The organism is Streptomyces sp. NPDC050842, from assembly GCF_044456565.1.
Classification (GTDB): Bacteria; Actinomycetota; Actinomycetes; order Streptomycetales; family Streptomycetaceae; genus Streptomyces.
This window is the reverse complement of record NZ_JBITGA010000001.1, coordinates 272,266-294,441: the sequence shown is the minus strand read 5'-3', so window position 1 is coordinate 294,441 and position 22,176 is coordinate 272,266. Positions and strand designations below refer to the sequence as shown.

18 protein-coding genes and 1 pseudogene are annotated in these 22,176 nt (G+C 73.6%); 10 read left to right on the top strand and 9 right to left on the bottom strand.

Annotation, left to right across the window (positions count from 1 at the left end; translation table 11 throughout):
- Positions 1–28 precede the first annotated feature (28 nt).
- Positions 29–1,030, top strand: a complete 1,002-nt coding sequence (locus ACIBG6_RS01385) for an ArsR/SmtB family transcription factor (RefSeq protein ID WP_399221153.1) — start codon at positions 29–31, stop codon at positions 1,028–1,030.
- A 291-nt stretch (positions 1,031–1,321) separates the two neighbouring features.
- Entirely contained in the window at positions 1,322–2,689 is a 1,368-nt protein-coding gene (locus tag ACIBG6_RS01380; protein WP_399220413.1) for an MFS transporter, read from the top strand.
- A gap of 88 nt (positions 2,690–2,777) precedes the next feature.
- Here ACIBG6_RS01380 and ACIBG6_RS01375 read toward each other — a convergent pair whose 3' ends face one another.
- The 6 genes from ACIBG6_RS01375 to ACIBG6_RS01350 all read right to left on the bottom strand — a co-directional run bounded on the left by ACIBG6_RS01375 (position 2,778) and on the right by ACIBG6_RS01350 (position 9,342).
- Positions 2,778–4,670 carry a helix-turn-helix domain-containing protein gene (locus ACIBG6_RS01375; RefSeq protein ID WP_399220412.1) on the bottom strand — a complete coding sequence of 631 codons (1,893 nt, stop codon included), beginning with the start codon at positions 4,668–4,670 and terminating at the stop codon, positions 2,778–2,780.
- A gap of 80 nt (positions 4,671–4,750) precedes the next feature.
- Positions 4,751–5,644, bottom strand: coding sequence for a 3-hydroxybutyrate dehydrogenase (locus ACIBG6_RS01370; RefSeq protein WP_399220411.1), 894 nt, complete (start codon positions 5,642–5,644; stop codon positions 4,751–4,753).
- 55 nt (positions 5,645–5,699) lie between these two features.
- The gene (locus ACIBG6_RS01365) at positions 5,700–6,182 is read right to left on the bottom strand and encodes an NUDIX hydrolase (RefSeq protein ID WP_399220410.1); all 483 of its coding nucleotides are present in this window, start codon (positions 6,180–6,182) and stop codon (positions 5,700–5,702) included.
- Between the two features lie 10 nt (positions 6,183–6,192).
- Entirely contained in the window at positions 6,193–7,818 is a 1,626-nt protein-coding gene (gene lnt, locus ACIBG6_RS01360; RefSeq protein WP_399220409.1) for an apolipoprotein N-acyltransferase, read from the bottom strand.
- A 100-nt stretch (positions 7,819–7,918) separates the two neighbouring features.
- On the bottom strand, positions 7,919–8,485 hold the full coding sequence (locus tag ACIBG6_RS01355) for a hypothetical protein (protein WP_399220408.1): 567 nt from the start codon (positions 8,483–8,485) through the stop codon (positions 7,919–7,921).
- A gap of 62 nt (positions 8,486–8,547) precedes the next feature.
- On the bottom strand, positions 8,548–9,342 hold the full coding sequence (locus ACIBG6_RS01350) for a glutamate racemase (protein WP_399220407.1): 795 nt from the start codon (positions 9,340–9,342) through the stop codon (positions 8,548–8,550).
- A 58-nt stretch (positions 9,343–9,400) separates the two neighbouring features.
- Here ACIBG6_RS01350 and ACIBG6_RS01345 point away from each other — a divergent pair, with 58 nt between their 5' ends.
- The 5 genes from ACIBG6_RS01345 to ACIBG6_RS01325 all read left to right on the top strand — a co-directional run bounded on the left by ACIBG6_RS01345 (position 9,401) and on the right by ACIBG6_RS01325 (position 15,537).
- A complete protein-coding gene (locus tag ACIBG6_RS01345; protein ID WP_399220406.1) occupies positions 9,401–10,594 on the top strand; it encodes a glycosyltransferase in 1,194 nt (397 codons plus the stop codon).
- A gap of 317 nt (positions 10,595–10,911) precedes the next feature.
- Positions 10,912–11,421, top strand: a complete 510-nt coding sequence (locus tag ACIBG6_RS01340; RefSeq protein ID WP_399220405.1) for a DUF6643 family protein — start codon at positions 10,912–10,914, stop codon at positions 11,419–11,421.
- Between the two features lie 54 nt (positions 11,422–11,475).
- Positions 11,476–12,300 (top strand): MOSC domain-containing protein, encoded by an 825-nt coding sequence (locus tag ACIBG6_RS01335; protein WP_399220404.1) that lies wholly within the window; start codon positions 11,476–11,478, stop codon positions 12,298–12,300.
- Positions 12,301–12,391: 91 nt separating this feature from the next.
- A complete protein-coding gene (locus tag ACIBG6_RS01330) occupies positions 12,392–13,000 on the top strand; it encodes a hypothetical protein (RefSeq protein WP_399220403.1) in 609 nt (202 codons plus the stop codon).
- Between the two features lie 128 nt (positions 13,001–13,128).
- Complete coding sequence (locus ACIBG6_RS01325; protein ID WP_399220402.1) at positions 13,129–15,537, top strand: right-handed parallel beta-helix repeat-containing protein; 2,409 nt, start codon at positions 13,129–13,131, stop codon at positions 15,535–15,537.
- On the opposite strand, the gene ACIBG6_RS01320 is transcribed toward ACIBG6_RS01325, so the two are convergent.
- Complete coding sequence (locus ACIBG6_RS01320; protein WP_399220401.1) at positions 15,507–17,954, bottom strand: hypothetical protein; 2,448 nt, start codon at positions 17,952–17,954, stop codon at positions 15,507–15,509. The genes ACIBG6_RS01325 and ACIBG6_RS01320 overlap by 31 nt on opposite strands.
- A 134-nt stretch (positions 17,955–18,088) precedes the next feature.
- On the opposite strand from ACIBG6_RS01320, the gene ACIBG6_RS01315 reads away from it, so the two are divergent.
- The gene (locus ACIBG6_RS01315; protein WP_399220400.1) at positions 18,089–18,916 is read left to right on the top strand and encodes a DeoR/GlpR family DNA-binding transcription regulator; all 828 of its coding nucleotides are present in this window, start codon (positions 18,089–18,091) and stop codon (positions 18,914–18,916) included.
- The gene (locus tag ACIBG6_RS01310; RefSeq protein WP_399220399.1) at positions 18,913–19,350 is read left to right on the top strand and encodes an SRPBCC family protein; all 438 of its coding nucleotides are present in this window, start codon (positions 18,913–18,915) and stop codon (positions 19,348–19,350) included. Before ACIBG6_RS01315 ends, ACIBG6_RS01310 begins: the two co-directional genes overlap by 4 nt.
- Before the next feature lie 61 nt (positions 19,351–19,411).
- Here ACIBG6_RS01310 and bla read toward each other — a convergent pair.
- Positions 19,412–20,339: pseudogene (bla, locus tag ACIBG6_RS01305) on the bottom strand (class A beta-lactamase).
- 132 nt (positions 20,340–20,471) lie between these two features.
- On the opposite strand from bla, the gene ACIBG6_RS01300 reads away from it, so the two are divergent.
- Complete coding sequence (locus ACIBG6_RS01300) at positions 20,472–20,972, top strand: SRPBCC family protein (RefSeq protein ID WP_399220398.1); 501 nt, start codon at positions 20,472–20,474, stop codon at positions 20,970–20,972.
- On the opposite strand, the gene ACIBG6_RS01295 is transcribed toward ACIBG6_RS01300, so the two are convergent.
- Complete coding sequence (locus ACIBG6_RS01295) at positions 20,932–22,107, bottom strand: PLP-dependent cysteine synthase family protein (RefSeq protein WP_399220397.1); 1,176 nt, start codon at positions 22,105–22,107, stop codon at positions 20,932–20,934. The two genes, ACIBG6_RS01300 and ACIBG6_RS01295, sit on opposite strands and share 41 nt — an antisense overlap.
- Positions 22,108–22,176 lie beyond the last annotated feature (69 nt).

The window sequence follows — 22,176 nt, the reverse complement described above, 5'->3', positions numbered from 1 at the left end:
GTTAATGTTTCGCGGGGAGGCGAAACAATTGGGCTGGTGGGAAGTCAACGCGGATACGCTCGCGAGCAGCCGGTTCGTCGTATCGCCTCTCTGCGAGACAACAGCGAGCCTGATGGCCCTGGAGAGGGGCTCACCCGCGCATCCCGCCGAGCGCCGCTGGCTGGACAGCCACGCACCTGCCTACCGGGCACGACTGGCCGCCGATCCGGTCACAGGCCTGCTGGTGCGCGTCGCCCTGGGCAGACACCGCTGGATCGCCGACTTCCTGACACCGGTGCCGTCCCGAGAGGACGCGACACCGTACGGTGCGCAGTTCTACGACGAGGTCGCACGGATCCGCGAGACACCGTCCGACACCGCCCGCACCGACCTCGAGATCGCTCACCGCGGACCACTGCCCGGCCCTTTGCTGCGCGCAGATGTGCCGGGACGCCTCGCCGACCTGCTGGAATGGGTGTGGCGGGAGACCGTGGCGTCCGACTGGCCGCGGCGGCGACGCGTCATCGAAGCCGACGTCGTCGCGCGTACGAGCCAGTTGAGCCGGGCGGGGTGGGCAGCGGCACTGGACGACATGCATCCGGAGATGCAGTGGCTGGGCGGCAACCGCCTGCAGATCAACGCCCGCGACTTCCCACCCCGGCAGCTGAAGGGATCGCAGCTGCTGTTCGTGCCGGTCACGCCGCGCAGGGGATGGATCTCCAGAGACCGGCCGGACTCCCACGGGGCGGTGCTCCGCAACGCCGTGGTGTACCCGTGTTCGGGCGCACTGGCGGACCCGGAGCGCGCAGCCACCCCGGAGGGCCTGGCCACGCTGATCGGTGCCGGGCGGGCGAGCGTGCTGGTGCTTCTGGACAGCCCCATGAGCACGACGCACCTGGTGGCGATGACGGGCCAGGGTCTCGGCTCGGTGGGCCGCCACCTCAAGGTGCTCCTGGGCGCCGGGCTGGTCGGCCGCCGCCGTGCGGGACGGTCCGTGCTCTACTACCGCACGGCTGCCGGCGACGTGTTGGTGCGGGCGCAGACCTTCTAAATCCTGTCTGACAATGCGCGTCGGATGTCGGAGTTCAACGCAGCGTAGTCAGCCCAAGGTCAGCACGGGAGTCACCACCGCACCACCAAAGCGTGCCCGATCAGTGCAACCCGGACATTCCATCCCCAGGCCCCTCGCGGGCCTTCGGCAGGGGCAGGACGGCAGGCCATGGAGGCTGGGTGCACACGAGCGGCCTGAACTATGGTGTCCCACCACATACGACCCTGACCTGCGCCTTCCTACGGTATGGCGACACCGAATCGTCCCCGCACTTGCCTGGAAGTGGTGCACATGGCCGCCGCAACTCCCTCCCCGACGCCACCCGGATCCCTGAAGCGCATCGTCGCCGCCAGCCTCATCGGCACCACCATCGAGTGGTACGACTTCTTCTTGTACGGGTCCGCCGCGGCGCTCGTGTTCAACAAGTTGTTCTTCCCCGAGTCCGATCCGCTGGTCGGGACCCTGCTGTCCTTCCTGACGTACGCCGTCGGGTTCGCCGCCCGGCCGCTCGGGGCGCTGGTGTTCGGGCACTACGGGGACCGGCTCGGGCGGAAGAAGCTGCTCGTGCTGAGCCTGCTTCTGATGGGTGGGGCGACGTTCGCCATCGGGCTTCTGCCGACCCACGCGACCGTCGGCTCCGCCGCGCCGGTGCTGCTGACCGTCCTGCGCCTCGTGCAGGGGTTCGCGCTCGGTGGTGAGTGGGGCGGGGCCGTGCTCCTCGTGTCCGAGCACGGGGACGCGAAGCGGCGCGGGTTCTGGGCCTCGTGGCCGCAGACCGGTGCGCCGGCCGGGCAGTTGCTCGCGACCGGTGTGCTGTCCGCGCTCACCGCGCTGCTCTCGGACGCCGCGTTCGTCTCCTGGGGCTGGCGCATACCCTTCCTGCTCTCCGGCGTCCTCGTGATCGTCGGTCTCTGGATCCGCCTCTCCGTCGACGAGTCGCCCGTCTTCAAGGCCGCCCTCGCAGCCGCCGAGGAGCGCAAGGCGGTCGGCGGACAGGTCGAGAAGCTGCCGCTGGTCGCGGTTCTGCGCCACCACTGGCGGGACGTGCTCATCGCCATGGGCGCCCGCATGGCCGAGAACATCTCGTACTACGTCATCACCGCCTTCATCCTCGTCTACGCGACCACCCAGGTCGGTCTGAGCAAGCAGACCGCCCTCAACGCCGTCCTCATCGGCTCCGCCGTCCACTTCGCGGTGATCCCGCTCTGGGGCGCGCTCTCCGACCGGCTGGGCCGCCGTCCCGTGTACCTGATCGGCGCGATCGGTGTCGGTGCCTGGATGTTCCCGTTCTTCACGCTCATCGACCGGGGCACCTTCGGCTCCCTGCTGCTCGCCGTGACCGTCGGCCTGGTCCTCCACGGGGCGATGTACGCACCGCAGGCCGCCTTCTTCTCCGAGATGTTCGCCACCCGGATGCGCTACTCCGGCGCCTCCATCGGCGCCCAGTTCTCCTCCGTGGCCGCCGGCGCCCCGGCGCCGCTCATCGCGACCGCGCTGCTCGCCGACTACGGCAACTCGACCCCGATCGCCCTGTACGTGATCGCCGCCGCCCTGCTCACGGTCGTCGCCATCGCCTGCGCCAAGGAGACCCGCGACCGCGACCTCGGCGAGATCGAGGAGCGGACCCCCCGGGAGTCCCGCGTCGGTGCCGACGTCTGACGGTCGTCGAACAGCGCATGTCGCATGTCGCATGTCGCAGAGCCTCGTGGTCCGCTCACTCCCGGCGGGGCACGAGGCTCTTCGCTCGTCACTTTTCCGGGACCGCCGCCGCGAGCGCGTGCAGGCGCAGGGCCAGTTGGATCTCCAGGGCGCGGGCCGGGGACTGCCAGTCGGGGCCGAGAAGCCGGCCGACCCGTTCCAGGCGCTGTGCCACCGTGTTGACGTGCACGTGGAGTTCGTCCTTGGTACGGGCCGGGCTCATGCCGCTCGCGAAGTACGCGTCCAGGGTGCGTACGAGATCGGTGCCGCGGCGGCGGTCGTACGCGACGACCTGGCCCACGGTCCGGTCGACGAAGCCGTCGATGTCCCGGCTGTCCGCGAGAAGCAGCCCGAGGAAGCCCAGGTCCTCGGCGGCCGCGCCCTGGCCGGAGCGGTGCAGGAGCCGGAGCGCGTCGAGGCAGCGGCGGGCCTCCTCGTACGCGACGGCGACCTGGTCCGGGCGGTCGAGGGGCGCGCGTACGGGGGCTGAGGCGCCGACGGTGACCGGCTCGCGCAGGGTGCCGCCGAGGTGGCGGGCGGTCTGGCGGGCCAGCTCGGCGGCGCTCTCGCCGGGGCCGAGCGGCAGCAGCAGGACCGTGCCGCCGTCGCGCGCGGAGGCGAGTCCGTGCCGGGTGGCGGCGAGGTGCGAGGCGGCCGCCCCGAGGCGCCGCCGGTCGGCGCTCTCCCGGCGGCCGGCGTCGGTGTCGGCCGCGCCGCCCGCCCGGTCGATGCGGGCGGCGAGCACGACGTGGGGTGCGTCGCTGTCGGTACGGAGCCGGGCGGCGCGCTCGCGCAGCAGGCGGCGGTCGCGGTCGGGGGCGTCGAGGAGGTCGTCGAGGAGTTCGCCCCGTACGCGCTGTTCGGCCTCGCCCGCCGAGCGGCGGGCGAGCAGCAGCAGGGACGTGACGAGCGCGGCCCGCTCCAGGGTCCGCTGGTCGACGGGGTCGAGGTCGGGCCGGCCGCGGAGGACGAGGGCGCCGAGGGTCTCTCCTCCGGCGGAGACGGCGGCCACCCAGTCGTCGCCCTCGCGGACGGCGTGGCCCTCGGCGCGGCGGACGGATCCGGCGTCCGCCGCGGTGAACTCGACCGTGCCGCCGAGGACTTCGGAGACCGCGTGGGCCACGTCGTGGACGCCCCCGCCGTGCAGGACGAGCTCGGAGAGCCGGTCGTGGACCTCGGAGGCCCGCTCGATGACACCGCTGTGCTCGCGGATGATGTCGTTGGCCCGCTCCAGCTCCGCGAGGGCCGAGCGGGTCTCGGCGAGGAGGTTGGCCGTGTCGATGGCGACGGCGGCGTGCGCGGCGAAGGAGCAGAGCAGCGCGACCTGTTCCCGTTCGAAGACCCTGGCCCTGCGGTCGGCGGCGAAGAGGACGCCGATGACCTGGCTGCCGAGGCTGAGCGGCACGCCGAGGATGGCGACGAGGCCCTCGTCCCGTACGGCCGTGTCGATCGTCCGGGTGTGCTGGAAACGCGCGTCGTCGAAGTAGTCGTCCGTGACGTACGGGCGGGCGGTCTGGGCGACGAGTCCGCCGAGCCCCTCGCCCATGCCCAGCCTCACCTGCTGGAAGCGCGCGGAGATGGAGCCCTCGGTGACCCGCATGTAGGTGTCGCCGGCGGCCGGGTCGTTGAGGCTCAGATAGGCGACCTCGGTGCCGAGGAGCGAGCGGGCGCGCTGGACGATCGCGCGCAGCACGGCGTCCAGGTCGCGGAGTCCCGCGAGGTCGTGGGCGGTCTCGAAGAGCGCGGAGAGCTCCGCCTCGCGGCGCCGTCGCCCCTCCAGCTCGGCCCGGACGCGCAGGGCGAGCAGCTTGGCCTCTTCCAGCTCGGCCAGCGCCTCGGGGCCCGCGCCGCTCGCACGGGCGAGCAGCACGGGCCGGTCGTAGGCCTCCGCCGCGGCTCCTCGGGCGAGGAGTTCCAGGTAGGAGACGTGTTCGTGGGACATGGACACAGGGATACCTGCCGAACGTGTGGTCGCACCACCCCTGTGGACAACCTTCAGCGCGGCCTCCGCAGGGGCGTCCCTCAGTGGGCGGTCCAGCCGCCGTCGAGGGTGAGCGAGGTGCCGGTGATGAACGAGGCCTGCGGGGTGCAGAGGTAGAGGACGGCCTCGGCGACCTCCTCGGGTTCGATGAGCCGCTTCAGTGCCGAGTCCTTGAGCATCACCTCGGAGAGCACACGCTCCGGCGGGATGCCGTGGGCGGCGGCCTGGTCGGCGACCTGCCGCTCGACGAGCGGCGTGCGTACGTAGCCGGGATTGACGCAGTTGGAGGTGACGCCGTGCGGGGCGCCTTCGAGGGCGGCGGTCTTCGAGAGGCCTTCCAGGCCGTGTTTGGCGGCCACATAGGCGGACTTGAAGGCGGAGGCGCGCAGGCCGTGTACGGAGGACAGGTTGACGATCCGCCCCCAGCCCTGGGCGTACATGTGCGGCAGCGCGCCCCGGATGAGGCGGAAGGGGGCCTCCAGCATGACCGTGAGCACGGTGTGGAAGACGTCCGGCGGAAAGTCCTCGATGGGGCGGACGAGCTGGAGTCCCGCGTTGTTCACGAGGATGTCGGCCCCTGCGGCGGCGCCCTCGGCCGCGTCCAGGTCGGTGAGGTCGAGGAGTCGGGGTTCGACGCTCCCGGGGAGGCGGCCGGCCTCCCCGGCCAGGGTCTCCAGGCCCTCGGCCGCCCGGTCGACGGCTCTGACCCGGGCCCCGGCGGCGGCGAGCCGCAGCGCGCAGGCACGCCCGATGCCGCTGGCCGCGCCGGTGACGAGCGCGGTGCGGCCGGTGAGGTCGAGGGCGACGACCCCGGGCAACGGGGTGGGGGAGGCGAAGGCGGAGCCGGCGACAGAGACGGATCCGGACACGGATCCGGACGTGGATCCGGACTCGGAGCCGGGGCCGGAGCCTAGGGCGGTGATGGGGGCGCTCATGCTCCGCACCCTATGAACGGGCCACTCCCCCACCGATGTGGTCCCCGCCCATAGTTCAGCTGTTCTCTGTGGTGCGGAACCATGTGGGGTCGTCGGCGAGCGCCTTCTCGATCCGGAGGTACGAGAAGCGCTTCATCTCCGGCAGGTCGTCCACCTCGAACCAGCCGACCTCGGTCGACTCGTCGTCGTTGACGCGGGCCTCTCCGCCCACGGCGCGGCAGCGGAAGGCGACGTCCATGTACTGGCAGGTGTCGCCGTTGGGGTAGACGACGGGCTTGCGCAGGGTCTCCACGAGCAGGATCCGCTCCGGCACACAGTGCACGGCGGTCTCCTCGTACACCTCGCGCACCGCGCAGTCGGCGGGCTGCTCGCCGGGCTCGACGATGCCGCCGATGACCGCCCACATCCCGTTGTCCGACCGCCGGCCGAGCAGGACCCGGCCCCGGTCGTCGAAGACGACGGCGCTCACGCCCGGCAGGAAGAGGAGCTGGTGTCCGGCCGTCTCGCGCAGCGTACGGATGAAGTCAGGGGTAGCCATGGCTCCGACCCTAGATCATCGGATCATCCGCGGTCCGGGCCCGGCGCCGGGCGCGTACGGAGCGGAAGGCCGACCAGCCGAGGCCGGCGGCCGCGAGTGCCACGAGCAGGGCCTCGGGCAGGGTGCCCATGCGGGTCGCCGGGGTGAGCGAGGAGCGCAGCGGCACCTCCTCGACCAGGACGTCGGGGGTGAACATCTTCGTCTGCGCGACGATCTCGCCGTCGGGGCGGATCACGGCGCTGACCCCGCTGGTGACGGGCACGACGACCGACCGGCTGTGCTCGACGGCCCGCACCCGGGACATGGCGAGCTGCTGGTAGGTCATCTCGCTGCGGCCGAAGGTGGCGTTGTTGCTGGGGACGGTGATGAGCTGGGCGCCATGGGTGACCGTGTCGCGCACGGCCCAGTCGAAGGCCGCCTCGTAGCAGGTGGCGAGGCCGACCTTGGTCCCGGCGAGGTCGAAGACGCCGACCTTCGAACCGGGGCCGAAGTCGCGGCTGACCCGGTCGACGTTGCTGTTGAAGAGCCGGACGATGGACCGCATCGGGATGTACTCGCCGAAGGGCTGGACGTGCCGCTTGTCGTAGGTGGCCACGGGGCCGCGCTCCGGGTCCCATTCGATGAGGGTGTTACGGAGCTTGCCGGTCGGCGGGGAGATGACCGCGCCGATCACCGTGGGCACCCCGATGGCCTGGACGGCGCCGTCGATGACGTCGGCCGCGTCCGGGTTCGCGTACGGGTCGATGTCCGAGGAGTTCTCCGGCCACAGGACGAAGTCGGGCTGCGGCTCACGACCCGCCTTGACGGCCTCGGCGAGCTCGTGGGTCCGCGCGGCGTGGTTGTCGAGGACGGCGCGGCGCTGGGAGTTGAAGTCGAGGCCGAGGCGGGGCACGTTGCCCTGGACGGCGGCGACGGTGGCGGTGCCGTCCTCGGCCGAGTCGTCGACGAGGGGCAGCGCGGCGACCGCGCCGGTCACCGGGAGGAGCACGGAGAGCGCGGCGACGGCGAGCGGGCCGCGCGGGACGGTGCCGGTGGCGCGAGCGGCGCGGAACTGCCGGTACGCCTCGTACAGACCGAAGCCGCACAGGGCGACCGCGAAGCCGAGCACGGGAGTGCCGCCGACGGCGGCGAGCGACAGGAAGACGCCGTCCGCCTGCCCGAAGGCGATCTTGCCCCAGGGGAAGCCGCCGAAGGGCACGCGCGCGCGTGCCGCCTCGGCGAGGATCCACACCCCGGCCGCGAAGAAGGGCCACCACGGAAGCCGGGAGACAGCCGCGATGCCGAGACCGGCGGCGGCGACGAACAGCGCCTCGATCGAGGCGAGGGCGACCCACGGCACCGGGCCGACCTCCGCGCCGGTCCAGACGAGCAGCGGGAGCATGAAGCCGAGACCGGCCAGGTAGCCGAGACCGAAACCGGCGCGGAGGCGGCGACCCCGCAAGGTCCAGCCGAGCAGCGCGAAGGCGGGCAGGGCGAGCCACCACAGGGGGCGCGGCGGGAAGCTCAGGAAGAGCAGGAGCCCGGACAGCAGGGCCGTCGCGGGCCGCACGAACCGTCGCAGCGGGGAAACCGGCGCGGGCGAGCCGTCGGTTCCGGACGCGGGGGTGGGTGCGGGGGTGCTGATGGTGGCGCTCACCTTGCGGAGTCTACGGGGCGTCCCTGTCGACACCGAGGCAGGTACGAGCCGGGTGACCGGGGTCGTCCCGTCGCCGCCCGCGGGTGGGGAGCACCGGGGCTCAGACGCCCGTCGGGGCGGGCGGACCCGGCGGGGCCGGGTGGCGGAGGCGGTCGCGGATGACCCGTACCGCTGACTCGGCGTCGTCGACCGTGACCGTGAACGTAAGGCCGTCACCCAGGCGCAGGACCAGCGCCTCGCCCCGCCGGACGATCACCGCCGTGCCCTTCTCGGGGCGCCAGCGGTAGCCCCAGCCGCCCCACTGGCGCGGTGTCACGCTCGGGGCGAAGTCGGCGCCGACGACATGGGAGAGGGGGATGCGGCAGCGCGGCAGGCCGATGTGGCCGCAGCGGACCTCCATGGCGCGGTCGTCGACCTTGACGGCCACGTGGACGAAGGCGAGCGTGCCGAAGAGGACGAGGAGTCCGGCCGCGACGCAGCCGATCACCGCCATGAGGAGGGCCGCGATGCCCGAGGTCCAGGCCGACTCGACGGCGATGGTGATGCCGAGGGCCATGCAGGCGGCACCGGCGGCGGCCGCCAGCCACTGGAGGCGGTTGGTGGCGCGGCCGGTCCAGACGGCGGGCTTCCGCTTGTCGGCGTGCTGGTCCCGGGGGTACTGCCTCATGTCAGGAAGCGTACCCAGCATCGTGCGAAACAGCGCGCCGGAGAGCGGTCACTCCCTCACGGTCAGTGAGCGGGCGCGGGGTTCGCGAGGAGACGGCCTTCGGCGTAGCCGAGGGCGGTGGCGGGGAGCTGTCCCGGCCGGCCGCTGAGCAGGACGGTGAGGCCGCCGGTGGGGTCCGCGTCGGGCGCGGGCTCGGCGCCGATCCGGCGCAGCGCCTGCGCGGCGACGGCGTCGGCGGAGCCGTGGAAGACGAGGGGCGGCAGGCCGGCCCGGCCGCGCGCCTCCAGGGCGGCGAGGATGCGCTCCTCGACCAGCTCGTAGTGGGTGCAGCCGAGGACGACGGCGCGGACGTCCGCCGGGGTGAGGGCGGCGGCCGCGGCGACGGCCAGGTCCACGGCGTCCCGGTCGCCGTACTCCACGGCGTCGGCGAGCCCCGGGCAGGGCACCTCGGTGACCTCGGCGCCGTCCGCGAACTCGCGGATGAGTCCGCGCTGGTAGGCGCTGCCGGTGGTCGCCGGGGTGGCCCAGATCGCGACCTTGCCGCCGCCGGTGGCGGCGGGCTTGATGGCGGGGACGGTGCCGATGACGGGGATGCCCGGTTCGAGTGCGGCGCGCAGGGCGGGCAGGGCGTGCACGCTGGCCGTGTTGCAGGCCACGATGAGCGCTTCGGGGCTGTGCTCGGCGGCGGCGAGGGCGACCGCGAGGGCGCGCTCGGTGAGGTCCTCGGCGGTCCTCGGACCCCACGGCATGCCGTCGGGGTCGTTGGAGACCAGCAGATCCGCGTCCGGCCGCAGCCGGCGCACTGCGGCTGCCGCCGGGAGCAGGCCGATTCCGGAATCCATGAGCGCGATCTTCACCCGGTCACCCTAGCCGATGGGCCTCGCACACCCGGCGATCTGGGGCAGACTGCGGCGAATGAGCACCCTCGCCTGGTTCGCGATCGCTTCCCTGGCCGCCTGGTTCTGGCTGCTGCTCGGCCAGGGCTTCTTCTGGCGGACGGACCAGCGCCTGCCGCCGGTCGAAACGGGCCGGAACGTGGCCGCCGGGGGCGGGTGGCCACGGGTGGTCGTCGTCGTACCGGCGCGGGACGAGGCCGAGGTGCTGCCCCTGAGCCTGCCGTCGCTGTTGGCGCAGGACTATCCCGGCGAGGCCGAGGTGATCCTCGTCGACGACGGGAGCACGGACGGCACCGGACGGCTCGCCGCCGAGCTGGGCGCGCGGCACGGTGGCCTGCCGTTGACCGTCGTGGAGCCGGGTGAGATGGAGCCCGGCTGGACGGGGAAGCTGTGGGCGCTGCGGCACGGTGTCGCCCTGGCACGCGCGCGTGAGCCGGAGTTCCTGCTCCTGACGGACGCGGACATCGCCCATGAGCCCGACAGTCTGCGGCTGCTCGTCGCGGCGGCGCGGGCGAACGACCTGGACCTGGTCTCGCAGATGGCCCGGCTGCGCGTCGCGAGCCCGTGGGAGCGGCTGGTCGTGCCGGCGTTCGTCTACTTCTTCGCGCAGCTCTACCCCTTCCGCTGGATCAACCGCGCGCGGCCCCGCGCGACGGCCGCGGCGGGCGGCTGCGTGCTGCTGCGGACGGAGACGGCGGTGGCGGCCGGTGTGCCGGAGGCGATCCGGCGGGCGGTGATCGACGACGTGTCGCTGGCGCGGGCGGTTCGGCGGGCGGGCGGGCGGGTCTGGCTGGGGCTCGCGGAGCGGGTCGACAGCATCCGCCCCTACCCGGGCCTCGCGGAGCTGTGGCGGATGGTGTCGCGGAGCGCGTACGCGCAGCTGCGGTACAGCCCGCTGGTGCTCGCGGGGACGGTGGCGGGTCTGGTGGTGGTCTATCTGGTGCCGCCGGTGGCCCTGGCGGCGGGCGCGGTGACGCGGGACGCGGTGGCGGCGTGGGCCGGGGGTGCGGCCTGGGCGGTGATGGCGGGGACGTACGTGCCGATGCTGCGCTACTACCGGCAGCCGCTGTGGCTCGCGCCCCTGCTCCCCTTCACCGCGCTGCTCTATCTCCTGATGACCGTGGACTCCGCCGTGCAGCACTACCGCGGCCGGGGCTCGGCGTGGAAGGGACGCACGTACGCCGGCAATTACGTTTCCCGACACGGGGAGTAGCGCCGTCAATTCGGCGCGTGCGCGTCGCCCCCCGTTCCCTCGGATTGACGCCTAAGCATGCCCATGATCACTTCTTACACGCCTTCCCGGCACCTTTTCTTTATGTGTTCTTCACGCCGGGGTACGCCGGGGGCCTCGCAGGGCCACAACCCGCCGGTAACCCCCTCCGAACTCGGCTTTTACACGATCTTGGGGCCGCGCGCCGCCCGTTTTTGTCACGTTCGCTCGGATTGGGGATCCACCTCTTCGCGAAGCCCGTCAAACAACCCTCTAATCAGTCTCCCCATCCAGCACATCGTGGGCTTAACTTATGTGCCATGACCTCCCCCCGCTCCACCTATGGAGGCGGTTACCACACCGCGCCGTCCTTCCCGGACACCCCGATCTACGACTCCCTGGTCGCGGAGCGGGGCACGCCTCAGATCGCCCCGATCCGAGTGCCCGCCGCCTACGACACCGGCAGCTTCCCCGGAAGCGGTTCTTATCTGCCGGCGCTCCCCGCGGCCCTGCCCGCCCTTCCGGCGGCGCCCACCCCGCACCCCGCCCCCGCCTACGGCGGTGGGTACGGCTATCCGCAGCCCTCCCCGCAGATGGCCCCCGTACCGCTCCAGCACGCCCCCACCCCGTACATCCCGCAGCAGCCGGTCGCCCCGCGCGGCTACCAGGGCGGCGGGTACCCGCAGCAGCCCCGCCCGGCCGCCCAGGGGTACGAGGCGATGCGCCCGGCCGCCCCGCGGCCCGTACCGGCTCCGGCGCCCGTCCCGGCCCCGGCACCGGCGATGTACCAGGACCCCTACAACCGCCCCTACCAGGGCGGGGGCTACTGACCGGGGTCGGACCCACCGGCCGACGAGGTCCGGAGCGGCTGGCAGGATGACGTCATGTCCGATCCTGCACTCCGCTCCGTCCACGTCCACCCGGTGAAGGCCATGCGCGCGCTGAGCCCCAGGGAGGCCGAGGTGGAGCCCTGGGGGCTCGCCGGGGACCGTCGCTGGACCGTCGTCGACGCCGCGGGCAAGGTCGTGACCCAACGCCGTCACCCCCGGATGGCGTTGGCCACGGCGGAGCTCTCGGCGGACGGCGGCATCGTGCTGTCCGCGCCGGGTCACGCGGAGCTGAAGGTCGAGGTGCCGGCCCCCACGACCACGCTCACGGTGGAGATCTTCGACAAGTTCGTGGAGGCGGTCCCGGCCGGCGGTGAGGTGGCCGCCTGGCTCTCCGCGTACCTGGAGACGGACGCCCGGCTCGTGCACATGGACGCGCCCGAGCACCGGCGGCCGGTCGACCCGGACTACGCGCTGCCCGGCGAGACGGTGAGCTTCGCGGACGGCTATCCCCTCCTCGCCGCCACCACGGCCTCGCTCGACACCCTCAACTCCCTCATCGCGGCCGGCGACCACGCCCACGAGGGCCCCCTGCCGATGAACCGCTTCCGGCCGAACCTCGTGATCGAGGGGACCGAGCCGTGGGCGGAGGACGGCTGGACCCGGCTCGCCGTCGGCGAGGTCACCTTCCGCGTCACCCGGCCCTGCGGGCGCTGTGTCGTCACCACGACGAACCAGCTCACCGCCGAACGCGGCAAGGAGCCGCTGCGCTCCCTCGCCCTGCACCGCAAGCGCGACGGCCGTGTCTTCTTCGGCCAGAACCTCGTCCCCGAGCACCGCGGCACGGTCCGGGTCGGCGACCCCGTGAAGATCCTCGACTGACACGCGCGCGTTCCCGGCGGCCCGACAGGCGGGGAACGCGTCCCCGGGGCACACTCGTTGGAGGAGCGGCCGACAACGAGGGGGTCCTGAGGTGCGCGCAGCCACCGGAGTCTGGCGCTGGCGGCGTAATCCCCTGCGCCGGACCACGGATCTGGTCGAGGCGTGGATCGCCTTCACGGCCGCCGCGCTCCTCTGCCTCCTCGTGCCCCTGGTCGGCTGGGCCGCGGGCTCGTCCGCTCACGGCTCGCTCCAGCGCGCGGTCCGCGCGCAGGCGGAGCAGCGACTGCCGACGACGGCCCGGGTCGTGCACCTCGCCGACGGACCCACGAGCGGCCCCCGTACGACCGAGACCGCCGGGGAGGAGCGGCTGCGCCGGTCCGTGGTGGCGCGCTGGACCGCCCCGGACGGCACGCCCCGGACGGGAACGGTGCCCACGGCGAGGCGGCACTCCTCGCCGGGCGACGCTTTCGCCCTCTGGACCGACCGGGACGGGCGCCCGGTGTCGCCGCCGATGCCGGCGGGCACGGCCCGCGCGCACGCGACCATCGCCGGTCTGATGGCCGCGCTCCTCACCGGCCTCCTGGTGGAGACCGTCCGCCGTCTCGCCGTACGCCGTCTCGTCCTGCGGCGGTACGCGCGCCTGGACCGCGCGTGGGCCTCGGCCGGCCCCGATTGGGGCCGCGCGGACACCGGCAGCTGACCCGTACCGACGCCGCCGACCTACCCGTACGAGTAAGCCCTCACGACCCGTCAACCCCCACCCACCGCGCGCGCTACGGTGGGGCATCGGAACAGCGGCGAGGCATCAGGCGGGGGCAGGGCACACCCATGGCACAGGGCACGGTCCAGGTGACGCACACCGGCACATCGCGGTGGCGGCGCCGCACGGGTGAGTACGCCTCTCTCGCCGCCGCCCTGGAGGCCGCGAGCGACGGGGACGTCCTCACCGTCGCGCCCGGCACCTACCGGGAGAACCTGGTCGTGCGGCGGGCCATCACCCTGCGCGGCCCCGAGGGGTCGGTCGGCTCGGTGCGGATCGCGCCGCCGGACGGGGTGGCGCTGACCGTCCGCGCCTCCGTCACCGTCCAGGACCTGCACATCGAGGGGCAGGACGTCGCCGCGCCCGCGCTGCTCGTCGAGGACGGCACGCCCGAACTGCTCGACCTGCGGATCATGACGCGCTCGGCCGCCGGGATCGAGGTGCGGGGCGCCGCCCGCCCGACGGTCCGCCGCTGCACGATCGACAATCCGGCCGGGGTCGGCATCTCGGTGGTCGACGGCGCGGGCGGGGTGTTCGAGGAGTGCGAGGTGGTCTCCGCCGGGCAGGCGGGCGTCTCGGTCCGCGGCGGGGCGCATCCGCGCCTGGAGCGCTGCCGCGTGCACCACGCCTCCGGCGCCGGGATCGCCGTCACCGGCGAGGGCAGCGGCCTGGAGGGCATCGGCTGCGAGGTGTACGAGATCAAGGGCGCCGGCATCCAGATCGCGGCGCGCGCCACCGCGCACCTCACCGACTCGTCGGTGCACCGCACGTCGGCGGACGGCATCACCCTCGACACGGACGCCGTGCTCACCCTCTCGGACTGCGACATCCACGACGTCCCGGAGAACGCGGTCGACCTGCGCTCTCGCTCGGTGCTGACCCTGACCCGCTCGACGGTCCGCCGGTTCGGCCGCAACGGCCTGTCGGTGTGGGACCCGGGCACGCGCGTGGACGCCAACCAGTGCGAGATCCACGACAGTACGGGCGACTACCCGGCGGTGTGGGTGAGCGACGGCGCGAGCGTCGTCCTCGACGCCTGCCGGGTGCACGACGTGCCGGACGCGCTGTTCGTCCTCGACCGGGGTTCGCGCGTGGACGTGGTCGACAGCGACCTGTCGCAGGTGCGGAACACGGCGGTGTCGGTCAGCGACGGGGCGACGGCCCAGCTCGACGACTGCCGGATCCGGGAGGCCTCCACGGGCGCCTGGTTCCGGGACCACGGCAGCGGCGGCACCCTGGCGGGGTGCACGATCGACGCCGTGCAGACCGGGGTCATCGTCACCAAGGGCGCCGACCCCACGATCGACCGGTGCACGGTCACCTCGCCCGCCGAGGCCGGTTTCTACGTGTCGGCCGAGGGCCGCGGCTCCTTCCACGGCTGCCGGGTCACGGGCAGCGGCGGATACGGGTTCCACGTGACGGACGGCTGCCGGACGAGCCTGCGCAAGTGCCGTACGGAGCGGTGCGCGCGCGGCGGGTACGAGTTCCCGGAGGAGGGCGCGGTCGCGGAGGACTGCACCAGCGACGAGAGCGCGGTCCGCTCCTCCGTGCCCGACGGCGGCACCGTCCTGACGGCCACGCAGTCGGCGGGGATCCTCGGATCGGTCCCCGTGCCCCGTACCCAGCCGGCCGCCGCCCCCGCGCCGGTCGTACCGGTGCCCGAGGCCCGCTCCTCGCAGGACGTCCTCGGCGAACTGGACGCCCTGGTGGGCCTGGAGAGCGTCAAGCACGAGGTGCGGACGCTCACCAACATGATCGAGGTGGGTCGCCGGCGTCAGGAGGCGGGCCTCAAGGCGGCCTCGGTCCGCCGTCATCTGGTCTTCACCGGCAACCCCGGCACCGGCAAGACGACCGTGGCCCGGCTCTACGGCGAGATCCTCGCCTCGCTCGGCGTCCTGGAGCGGGGCCATCTGGTGGAGGTCTCCCGGGTGGACCTGGTCGGCGAGCACATCGGCTCGACCGCGATCCGTACGCAGGAGGCCTTCGACCGGGCGCGCGGCGGGGTGCTGTTCGTCGACGAGGCGTACGCGCTGTCGCCCGAGGACTCGGGGCGGGACTTCGGCCGCGAGGCGATCGACACGCTCGTGAAGCTGATGGAGGACCACCGGGACGCGGTGGTCGTCATCGTCGCCGGATACACGGCGGAGATGGAGCGCTTCCTCACCGTCAACCCCGGTGTGGCGTCCCGCTTCTCACGGACCATCAGCTTCGGCGACTACGCACCGGACGAGCTCCTGCGGATCGTGGGGCAGCAGGCCGACGACCACGAGTACCGCCTCGTGCCGGGCACGGACGAGGCGCTGCTCACGTACTTCACGAAGCTGCCCAAGGGCCCGGCCTTCGGCAACGGCCGTACGGCGCGGCAGACGTTCGAGTCGATGGTGGAGCGGCACGCGGGCCGGGTCGCCGCGCTCGCCGAGCCGAGCACGGACGACCTGACCCTGCTCTATCCGGAGGACCTTCCCGAACTCCCCTGACGATCTTGGCGGTCTTGGCGGTCTTGAGGGCCTTGAGGGCCGCCGTCGTTCGGCGCGCGCTGGCGGGGCAGGGCGGGCAGCAGCTGGTCGAGGAGCGCGGAGCGCCACAGGGCGAACGCCGGGTCCGCCTGGTAGTCGGAGTGGCCCAGGATCGGTTCCGGCAGCGGGTGTTCACGGGTGCGGCCGTACGCGACCGGGTCGAGCAGCACGTCCGCGTCGACGGCCGGCCGGTCCGCCTCCGCGGGGACGCGGACGGGGCCGCCGATGGGGTCGGTGGCGCGGTGGAGGTTGCTCCAGCAGTGGACCGTGCGGTGGAGCGACCGGAGCGCCTCGGGGCCGAAGTAGGCGGGGAACCAGCGCCCGTAGAGCCGCTCCAGGGGTGAGCCGTAGGTGAGGAGCGCGACCCGGCCGCGGGTGGCGGGCGGCAGCTGCCAGACGGCGGCCGCGGCGAGGACGCTGCCCTGGGAGTGGCCGGAGATGACGAGCCGGCCGCCGGTGCCGCGGGTCCAGGAGCTCATGCGCCAGGTGAGGTCGGGGACGGCCCGTTCGGCGTAGCAGGGCGGGGCGAAGGGGTGGGCGGCGCGCGGCCAGAACGTGCCGACGTCCCAGAGGATGCCGATGGTGCGGCGGGCCGAGGCGTCCCTGTAGGCGCGGCGGCCCCAGGTGACGAAGAGCAGGAAGCCGAGGCCGATCATCCAGGAGCCGAGGGCCTGGGCCGCGGAGGCGGCGGAGGCGATCGCGGGGTGGGCCCCGTCGAAGGCCCGGCCCGGGACGTTTCCGCTGGCCCAGGCTCCGGCGACGGACGCGGCCCCGAGGAGCAGGGTCGCGCCGGAGACGACGCCGACGAGGACGGGCGCGGAGTCGGTGAGCGCCGCGCGGGCCCGGCCGGCCGCGATCTGTCCGGTGCGGACCGGGTCCGGTTCGCCCGCGGCGCCGTAGTCGGCCTCGACGGCGGGCCGCAGCCGCCGCGCGTCGAGCACGGTCCGTACGGCGAGGAGGGCGGCGGGTGCGAGCAGCAGCAGGAGCAGCACGGGGATCACGGACGCCTGCCAGCTCAGCAGCACGGGCGGGCCGATCCGGGTGCCCTGCCCCGCGCCGGGGCCGTCGAGCCAGTCGGCGACGCGCTGCGCGACGCCGCCGGACATGACGCCGGCGAGGGCGCAGGCGAGCATGGCGACGGCGGGGCCGCCGAGTCCGCGCAGCGCGGTGCGCGGGTCCCTGTGGGGGCGCTGGAGGAGCAGGGCGACCACGCCGAGGGCGACGACGAGGCCGCCCTGGGCGAGGGTGAGGGCGCCGAAGGCGGCGTCCCCGGGGAGGGTGCCGCTGGAGACCCAGCCGGGACGGGACCAGCCGGCGTGCACGGCGGCGAGGACGAGCAGGGCGAGGGCGGACCCGGGCAGCCAGCACACGAGGGCCCGCTCGACGCGCAGGTCGAGACGGCGCTCGCTGCGGCCCCGACGGCAGACGACCCAGAGGACGACGGCGCCGAGGGCGACGAGGGCGGCCTGGAGCGCGAGGCCGACGGCCGCTCGCGCCCCCGTGTCGTGGCGGGCGGTGACGGTGACGAGGGCCGCGGCGACGGTGAGGAACCCGGCGGCGGTGTGCGCGCCCCGGAGCCGGGCGACGAGGCGGCGCCCGTACCAGAACCCGGGACGGCCGAGGGCGGGGCGGAGCTCGGCGGGGGTGGGGCTCGCGGGGCCGGTCTCCTCCTGGTCGGCGGTCTCCGTGTCGGCTTGAGGGGCGGCCTGGGCGTCGGCTTTCGGCTCCGACACGGGGGCGTCGTAGCCGGTGGGCGGGCGCTGGGCCTCGTACGCGCTCCAGGTCCGGTTGGACAGGTACCAGAGCAGACCGACGAGCGCCGTCGGCACGAGCGCGGCGAGGGCGAGCCGGCGCCCCGGCGCGGACCACCAGCCGCCGCTTTCGGCGGCGAGGAAGCCGAGCCAGGAGTACGCGTCGGAGCAGGCCGCGGTGCCGGCGCACTGCCAGGCCGTCAGATCGAGCGCGACCTCGCAGGCCGCGGCGGTGAGGAGCACCGTGAGGGTGAGGGCGACGAGCCGGACGAGGACCCCGTACAGCCGGACGAGCCCGGGCCGGCCCTGGGCGGGCGGGCGCATCCAGTGGGCGAGGTTGGCCACCATGAAGGGCAGGAGCAGCAGCCACAGGGCGCGCGTGCCGTCGCCGGAGGTGAGGTTGGACCAGCAGTACGCCTCCGGTACGGGCCGTGCGGCGTGCCGCTCGGGGTGCTGCTCGGCGTCGAGGTCCTCGGTCCGCCGGTACACGGCGGCGGTCCCGTCGCCGGTGACGCGTACGGTCCTGGGGTCGTCGAGCATGGACTGCGGGGTGGCTCCGCCGACTCCGTGGACGAGGAGTTCGAGCGCCGCGCCCCCGGTCTCCGGGGCGGGTGTGGCAGGGGACACTTAGGGGACTTCCTCTCTGGGTGGGAGGATGCGACGTCGGAAACAGGATCGCGGACGGCCGTACGCCGGCGCACGGTCCCTCACCGAATCCGACACTGATCCCCTCGTCCCCTGCGGAAGGACCGGCCCCGGCGGTGACTGACAACCAGAACCTCCTCGCGGAGCAGCGGCGCGCCCTGATCCTCGACGAGGTCCGGCGGCGCGGTGGTGTACGGGTCAACGAACTGACCCGTCGACTGAACGTCTCGGACATGACGATCCGCCGCGACCTGGACGCCCTCGCCCGGCAGGGCATGCTGGCGAAGGTGCACGGCGGGGCCGTGCCGGTGGTCGAGGCGAGCACCCATGAGCCGGGCTTCGAAGCCAAGTCGGTGCTCGAACCGAGCGCCAAGGACGAGATCGCGCGGGCCGCGGCGGCCCTGGTCGCGCCGGGCACGGCGATCGCCCTGTCCGGCGGGACGACGACGTACGCGCTGGCCCGGCATCTGCTCGACGTACCGGATCTGACGGTGGTGACCAACTCGGTGCGGGTCGCGGACGTGTTCCACGAGGCGCAACTGTCCGGCGGCGGGAGCGAGGTGCGCCGCGGGGCGGCGACCGTCGTCCTCACGGGCGGGGTACGCACGCCGTCCGACGCGCTGGTCGGGGCGGTGGCCGACCGGGCGATCCGCTCGCTCCACTTCGACCTGCTGTTCCTCGGGGTGCACGGCATCTCGGTCGAGGCGGGGCTGTCGACGCCGAACCTCGCGGAGGCGGAGACGAACCACTGTCTGATGCGGTCGGCACGCCGGGTGGTGGTGGTCGCCGACCACACCAAGTGGGGGACCGTGGGCCTGAGTTCCTTCGCCGACCTGGGCGAGGTCGACACCTGGGTGACGGACCGCGGGATGGGCGAGGACGTACGTAGCGAGGTGGCGGAGCACCTGCCGGGGCTTGTGGTGGCGGGCGAGGAAACGGCGTGACTCTGTTCCGGGTCGAGCGGACCGTCCCGCTGACACCGGACGAGGTGTGGCGGCGGCTGACGGACTGGCCGGCGCACGGCCGCCAGGTGCCGCTGACCCGGACGAGCGTCCTGACGCCGGGGCCGAGCGGGGCCGGTACGCGGTTCACGGCGCGGACCGGGATCGGCCGGCTGGCCTTCGACGACCCGATGGAGGTCGTGCGCTGGGAGCCGCCGGAGGCCGGGCGCCCGGGCGTGTGCCGCCTGGAGAAGTCCGGCCGGGTCGTACGGGGTTGGGCGGAGATCGCGGTGACGGGGCCCGCGGACGGCGGCTGCCGGGTCGAGTGGACGGAGGAGCTCGCGGTACGAGGGCTCCCCCGCGCCTTCGACCCGGTCCTGGCGCGTGCGGGGCGGGCCCTGTTCGGCCGGGCCGTGGACGGCTTGCTCCGCACCTAGGGCCTGTCCGGCGGATCATGATCGGACCCCGGCCATGATCCGCCGGACAGGCCCTGGTGTCCTAAGGGCGGAGTTCCGCCGCCACCAGGGCCGCCGCCCTGGCCACGAGCGGGTTGTCGGCCGGTGCGTCCTCCTCGGGCTTGGCCGTCAGGACGGCCAGCAGGACCGGGCCGCCGGTCGGTGGCCAGGCGATGCCCGCGTCGTTGTTGCCGCCGTACCGCCCGCCGCCGGTCTTGTCGGCGAGGATCCAGTCGGCGGGCAGTCCCTTGCGGAACCGTTCGCCGCTGGTGGTGTTGGCGAGCATCCAGCCGGTCAGCCGGTCGCGGTCCCGGGGCGTCAGCGCGTCGCCGAGGACGAGGCGCCCGTAGGCCCGGCCGATGGCGCGCGGGGTGGTGACGTCGGTCTCGCGCCAGGGTTCGGCGGAGTTCAACTCGGGCTCCCAGCGGTCCAGTCGGGTGACGCCGTCCCCGATCGACCGGGCGAACCGGGTGACGGCCGTCGGCCCGCCCAGTGCGCGCAGCAGCAGATTCGCGGCGGTGTTGTCGCTGTAGCGCAGGGTCGCGTCGCAGAGCCCGGCGACGGTCATCCCGTCGGCGAGGTTCTCCGGCAGCCCGGTCCTCGGCGAGAAGCCCGACCGCTCGACCAGCGCCTCCGTGTAGCGGACGCGCTTCGCCAGGAACGTGCCGTCGTGGTCGAGGTCGCGCAGGACGGCAGCGGCGGCGAGGGTCTTGAACACCGAGCACATCGGGAAGCGCTCGTCGGCGCGGTACGCCACCGTCCGGCCGGTGCGGACATCGTGCGCGAACACGCCCAGCCGGGCGGAGTGCTCGTCCTCAAGCTCCCGCAGCCGGGTGGTGAGACGGTCCCGTCGGCCTCGGCCCGTCGAAGCGTGGGCCGTCCCCCCCGAGTGGGAGGACGGAGGTGAGTGCGGTGCCGGCGCCGAGTGCGAGTGCGGTGCGGCGGGACGGGCGTGGTGCTGTGGTGGACAAGGTGGTTCCCCTTCCGGTCCGGCGAGATCCCCTGCGCAGGCCATCATGCGCGGAGGCCGCCGCCACCCTGTGCCATTGACATGCCGTCAGCTAGGGTTCACTTCCACATCCGTCCCCGGGGAGGTTCGGTCCATGGCACGCCGACTGAGGCCGGTGGAGCTCGACTTCACCGCGAGCGCACCCGTCCGTCTCGTCCACACGGCGACGCTGGCGGCACCCCCGTCGGCCGTCTACCGGTCCGTGGCCGTGGAGGTGGGCAGCATGCCGTCCTGGTTCACGGCCGTCACCTCCGCCGTACCGACGGGGGACGGGGCGGGCCGGACGATACGGCTGCGGGGCGGGATCGTCTTCGAGGAGACGATCCTCGCCGCCGAGCCCGACGTCCGCTACGGCTACCGGGTGGACCTGACGAACGCCCCGGGCGTCACGGCGCTCGCGGAGGAGTGGGTCCTCTCCCCCGCCGGGAAGGGCACGCGCCTGCGGTGGACGATGGCCGTCGACGGCGCGGCCGCGGTCCGGCTCGCGCTCCTCCTCGCCCGCCCCGGCGTGGGCCTGTCCTTCCGGGACGCGGCCCGCCGCCTGGACCGGCGGCTCACTCCGGCCAGGCCCCCGTCGCCAGGAACCGCTCGATAGCGGCGCTGTACGGGGTGATGTCCAGGCCCTGGGCGGCCAGCCAGTCGTCGGAGTAGTACTTGTCGAGGTAGCGCTCGCCCGGGTCGCAGATCAGCGTGACGATGCTGCCGGTGCGCTCCTGCTCGACCATCTCGGCCACGATCTTGAAGGCGCTCCAGAGGCCGGTGCCGGTGGAGCCGCCCGCCTTGCGCCCTATGGCCGTCTCCAGGGCGCGGACGGCGGCGACGCTCGCGGCGTCGGGGACCTTCATCATGCGGTCGATCGCGCCGGGGACGAAGCTCGGCTCCATGCGGGGGCGGCCGATGCCCTCGATGCGCGAGCCGCAGTCGGCGGTCGCGTCGGGGTCGTTGTGCGTCCACCCGTCGAAGAAGCAGGAGTTCTCCGGGTCGGCGACACAGATCCGGGTGTCGTGCTGCATGTAGTGGACGTAGCGGGCGATGGTCGCCGAGGTACCGCCGGTGCCCGCGGTGGCCACGATCCAGGTGGGCTCCGGGTAGCGCTCCAACGTCAGCTGCTGGTAGATCGATTCGGCGATGTTGTTGTTACCGCGCCAGTCTGTGGCCCGCTCGGCGTAGGTGAACTGGTCCATGTAGTGGCCGCCGGTGCGCGCGGCGAGGGCCGCGGACTCCTCGTAGATGGTCCGCGCGTCGTCGACGAAGTGACACTCCCCGCCGTGGAACTCGATGAGCCGGCACTTCTCGGGGCTGGTCGTGCGGGGCATGACGGCGATGAAGGGGACGCCGACGAGCTTCGCGAAGTACGCCTCGGAGACGGCCGTCGAGCCGCTGGAGGCCTCGATGACGGGCTTGCCCGGCCGGATCCAGCCGTTGCAGAGTCCGTAGAGGAAGAGGGAGCGGGCGAGGCGGTGCTTGAGGCTGCCGGTGGGGTGGGTCGACTCGTCCTTGAGGTAGAGGTCGATGCCCCACTTCTCGGGGAGCGGGAAGCGCAGGAGGTGGGTGTCGGCGGAGCGGTTGGCATCGGCCTGGACCTTGCGGACGGCCTCCTTCAGCCAGGCTCGGTAGGCCGGATCGCTGTGGTCGACGTCGATGGTCGCCGGTGCCGTGGCCACCGGTGCCGTGGTCTCCGGCCCCGCGGTTGCCTGCGCCTCGGTCGCGCTGTTCTCCGTGGTGCTCATCCGTCCCACTCCTCGCTTGCCAACACTGCTTCCCGATGCCGACGATACCCCTCCCACCTGGGCAAACGT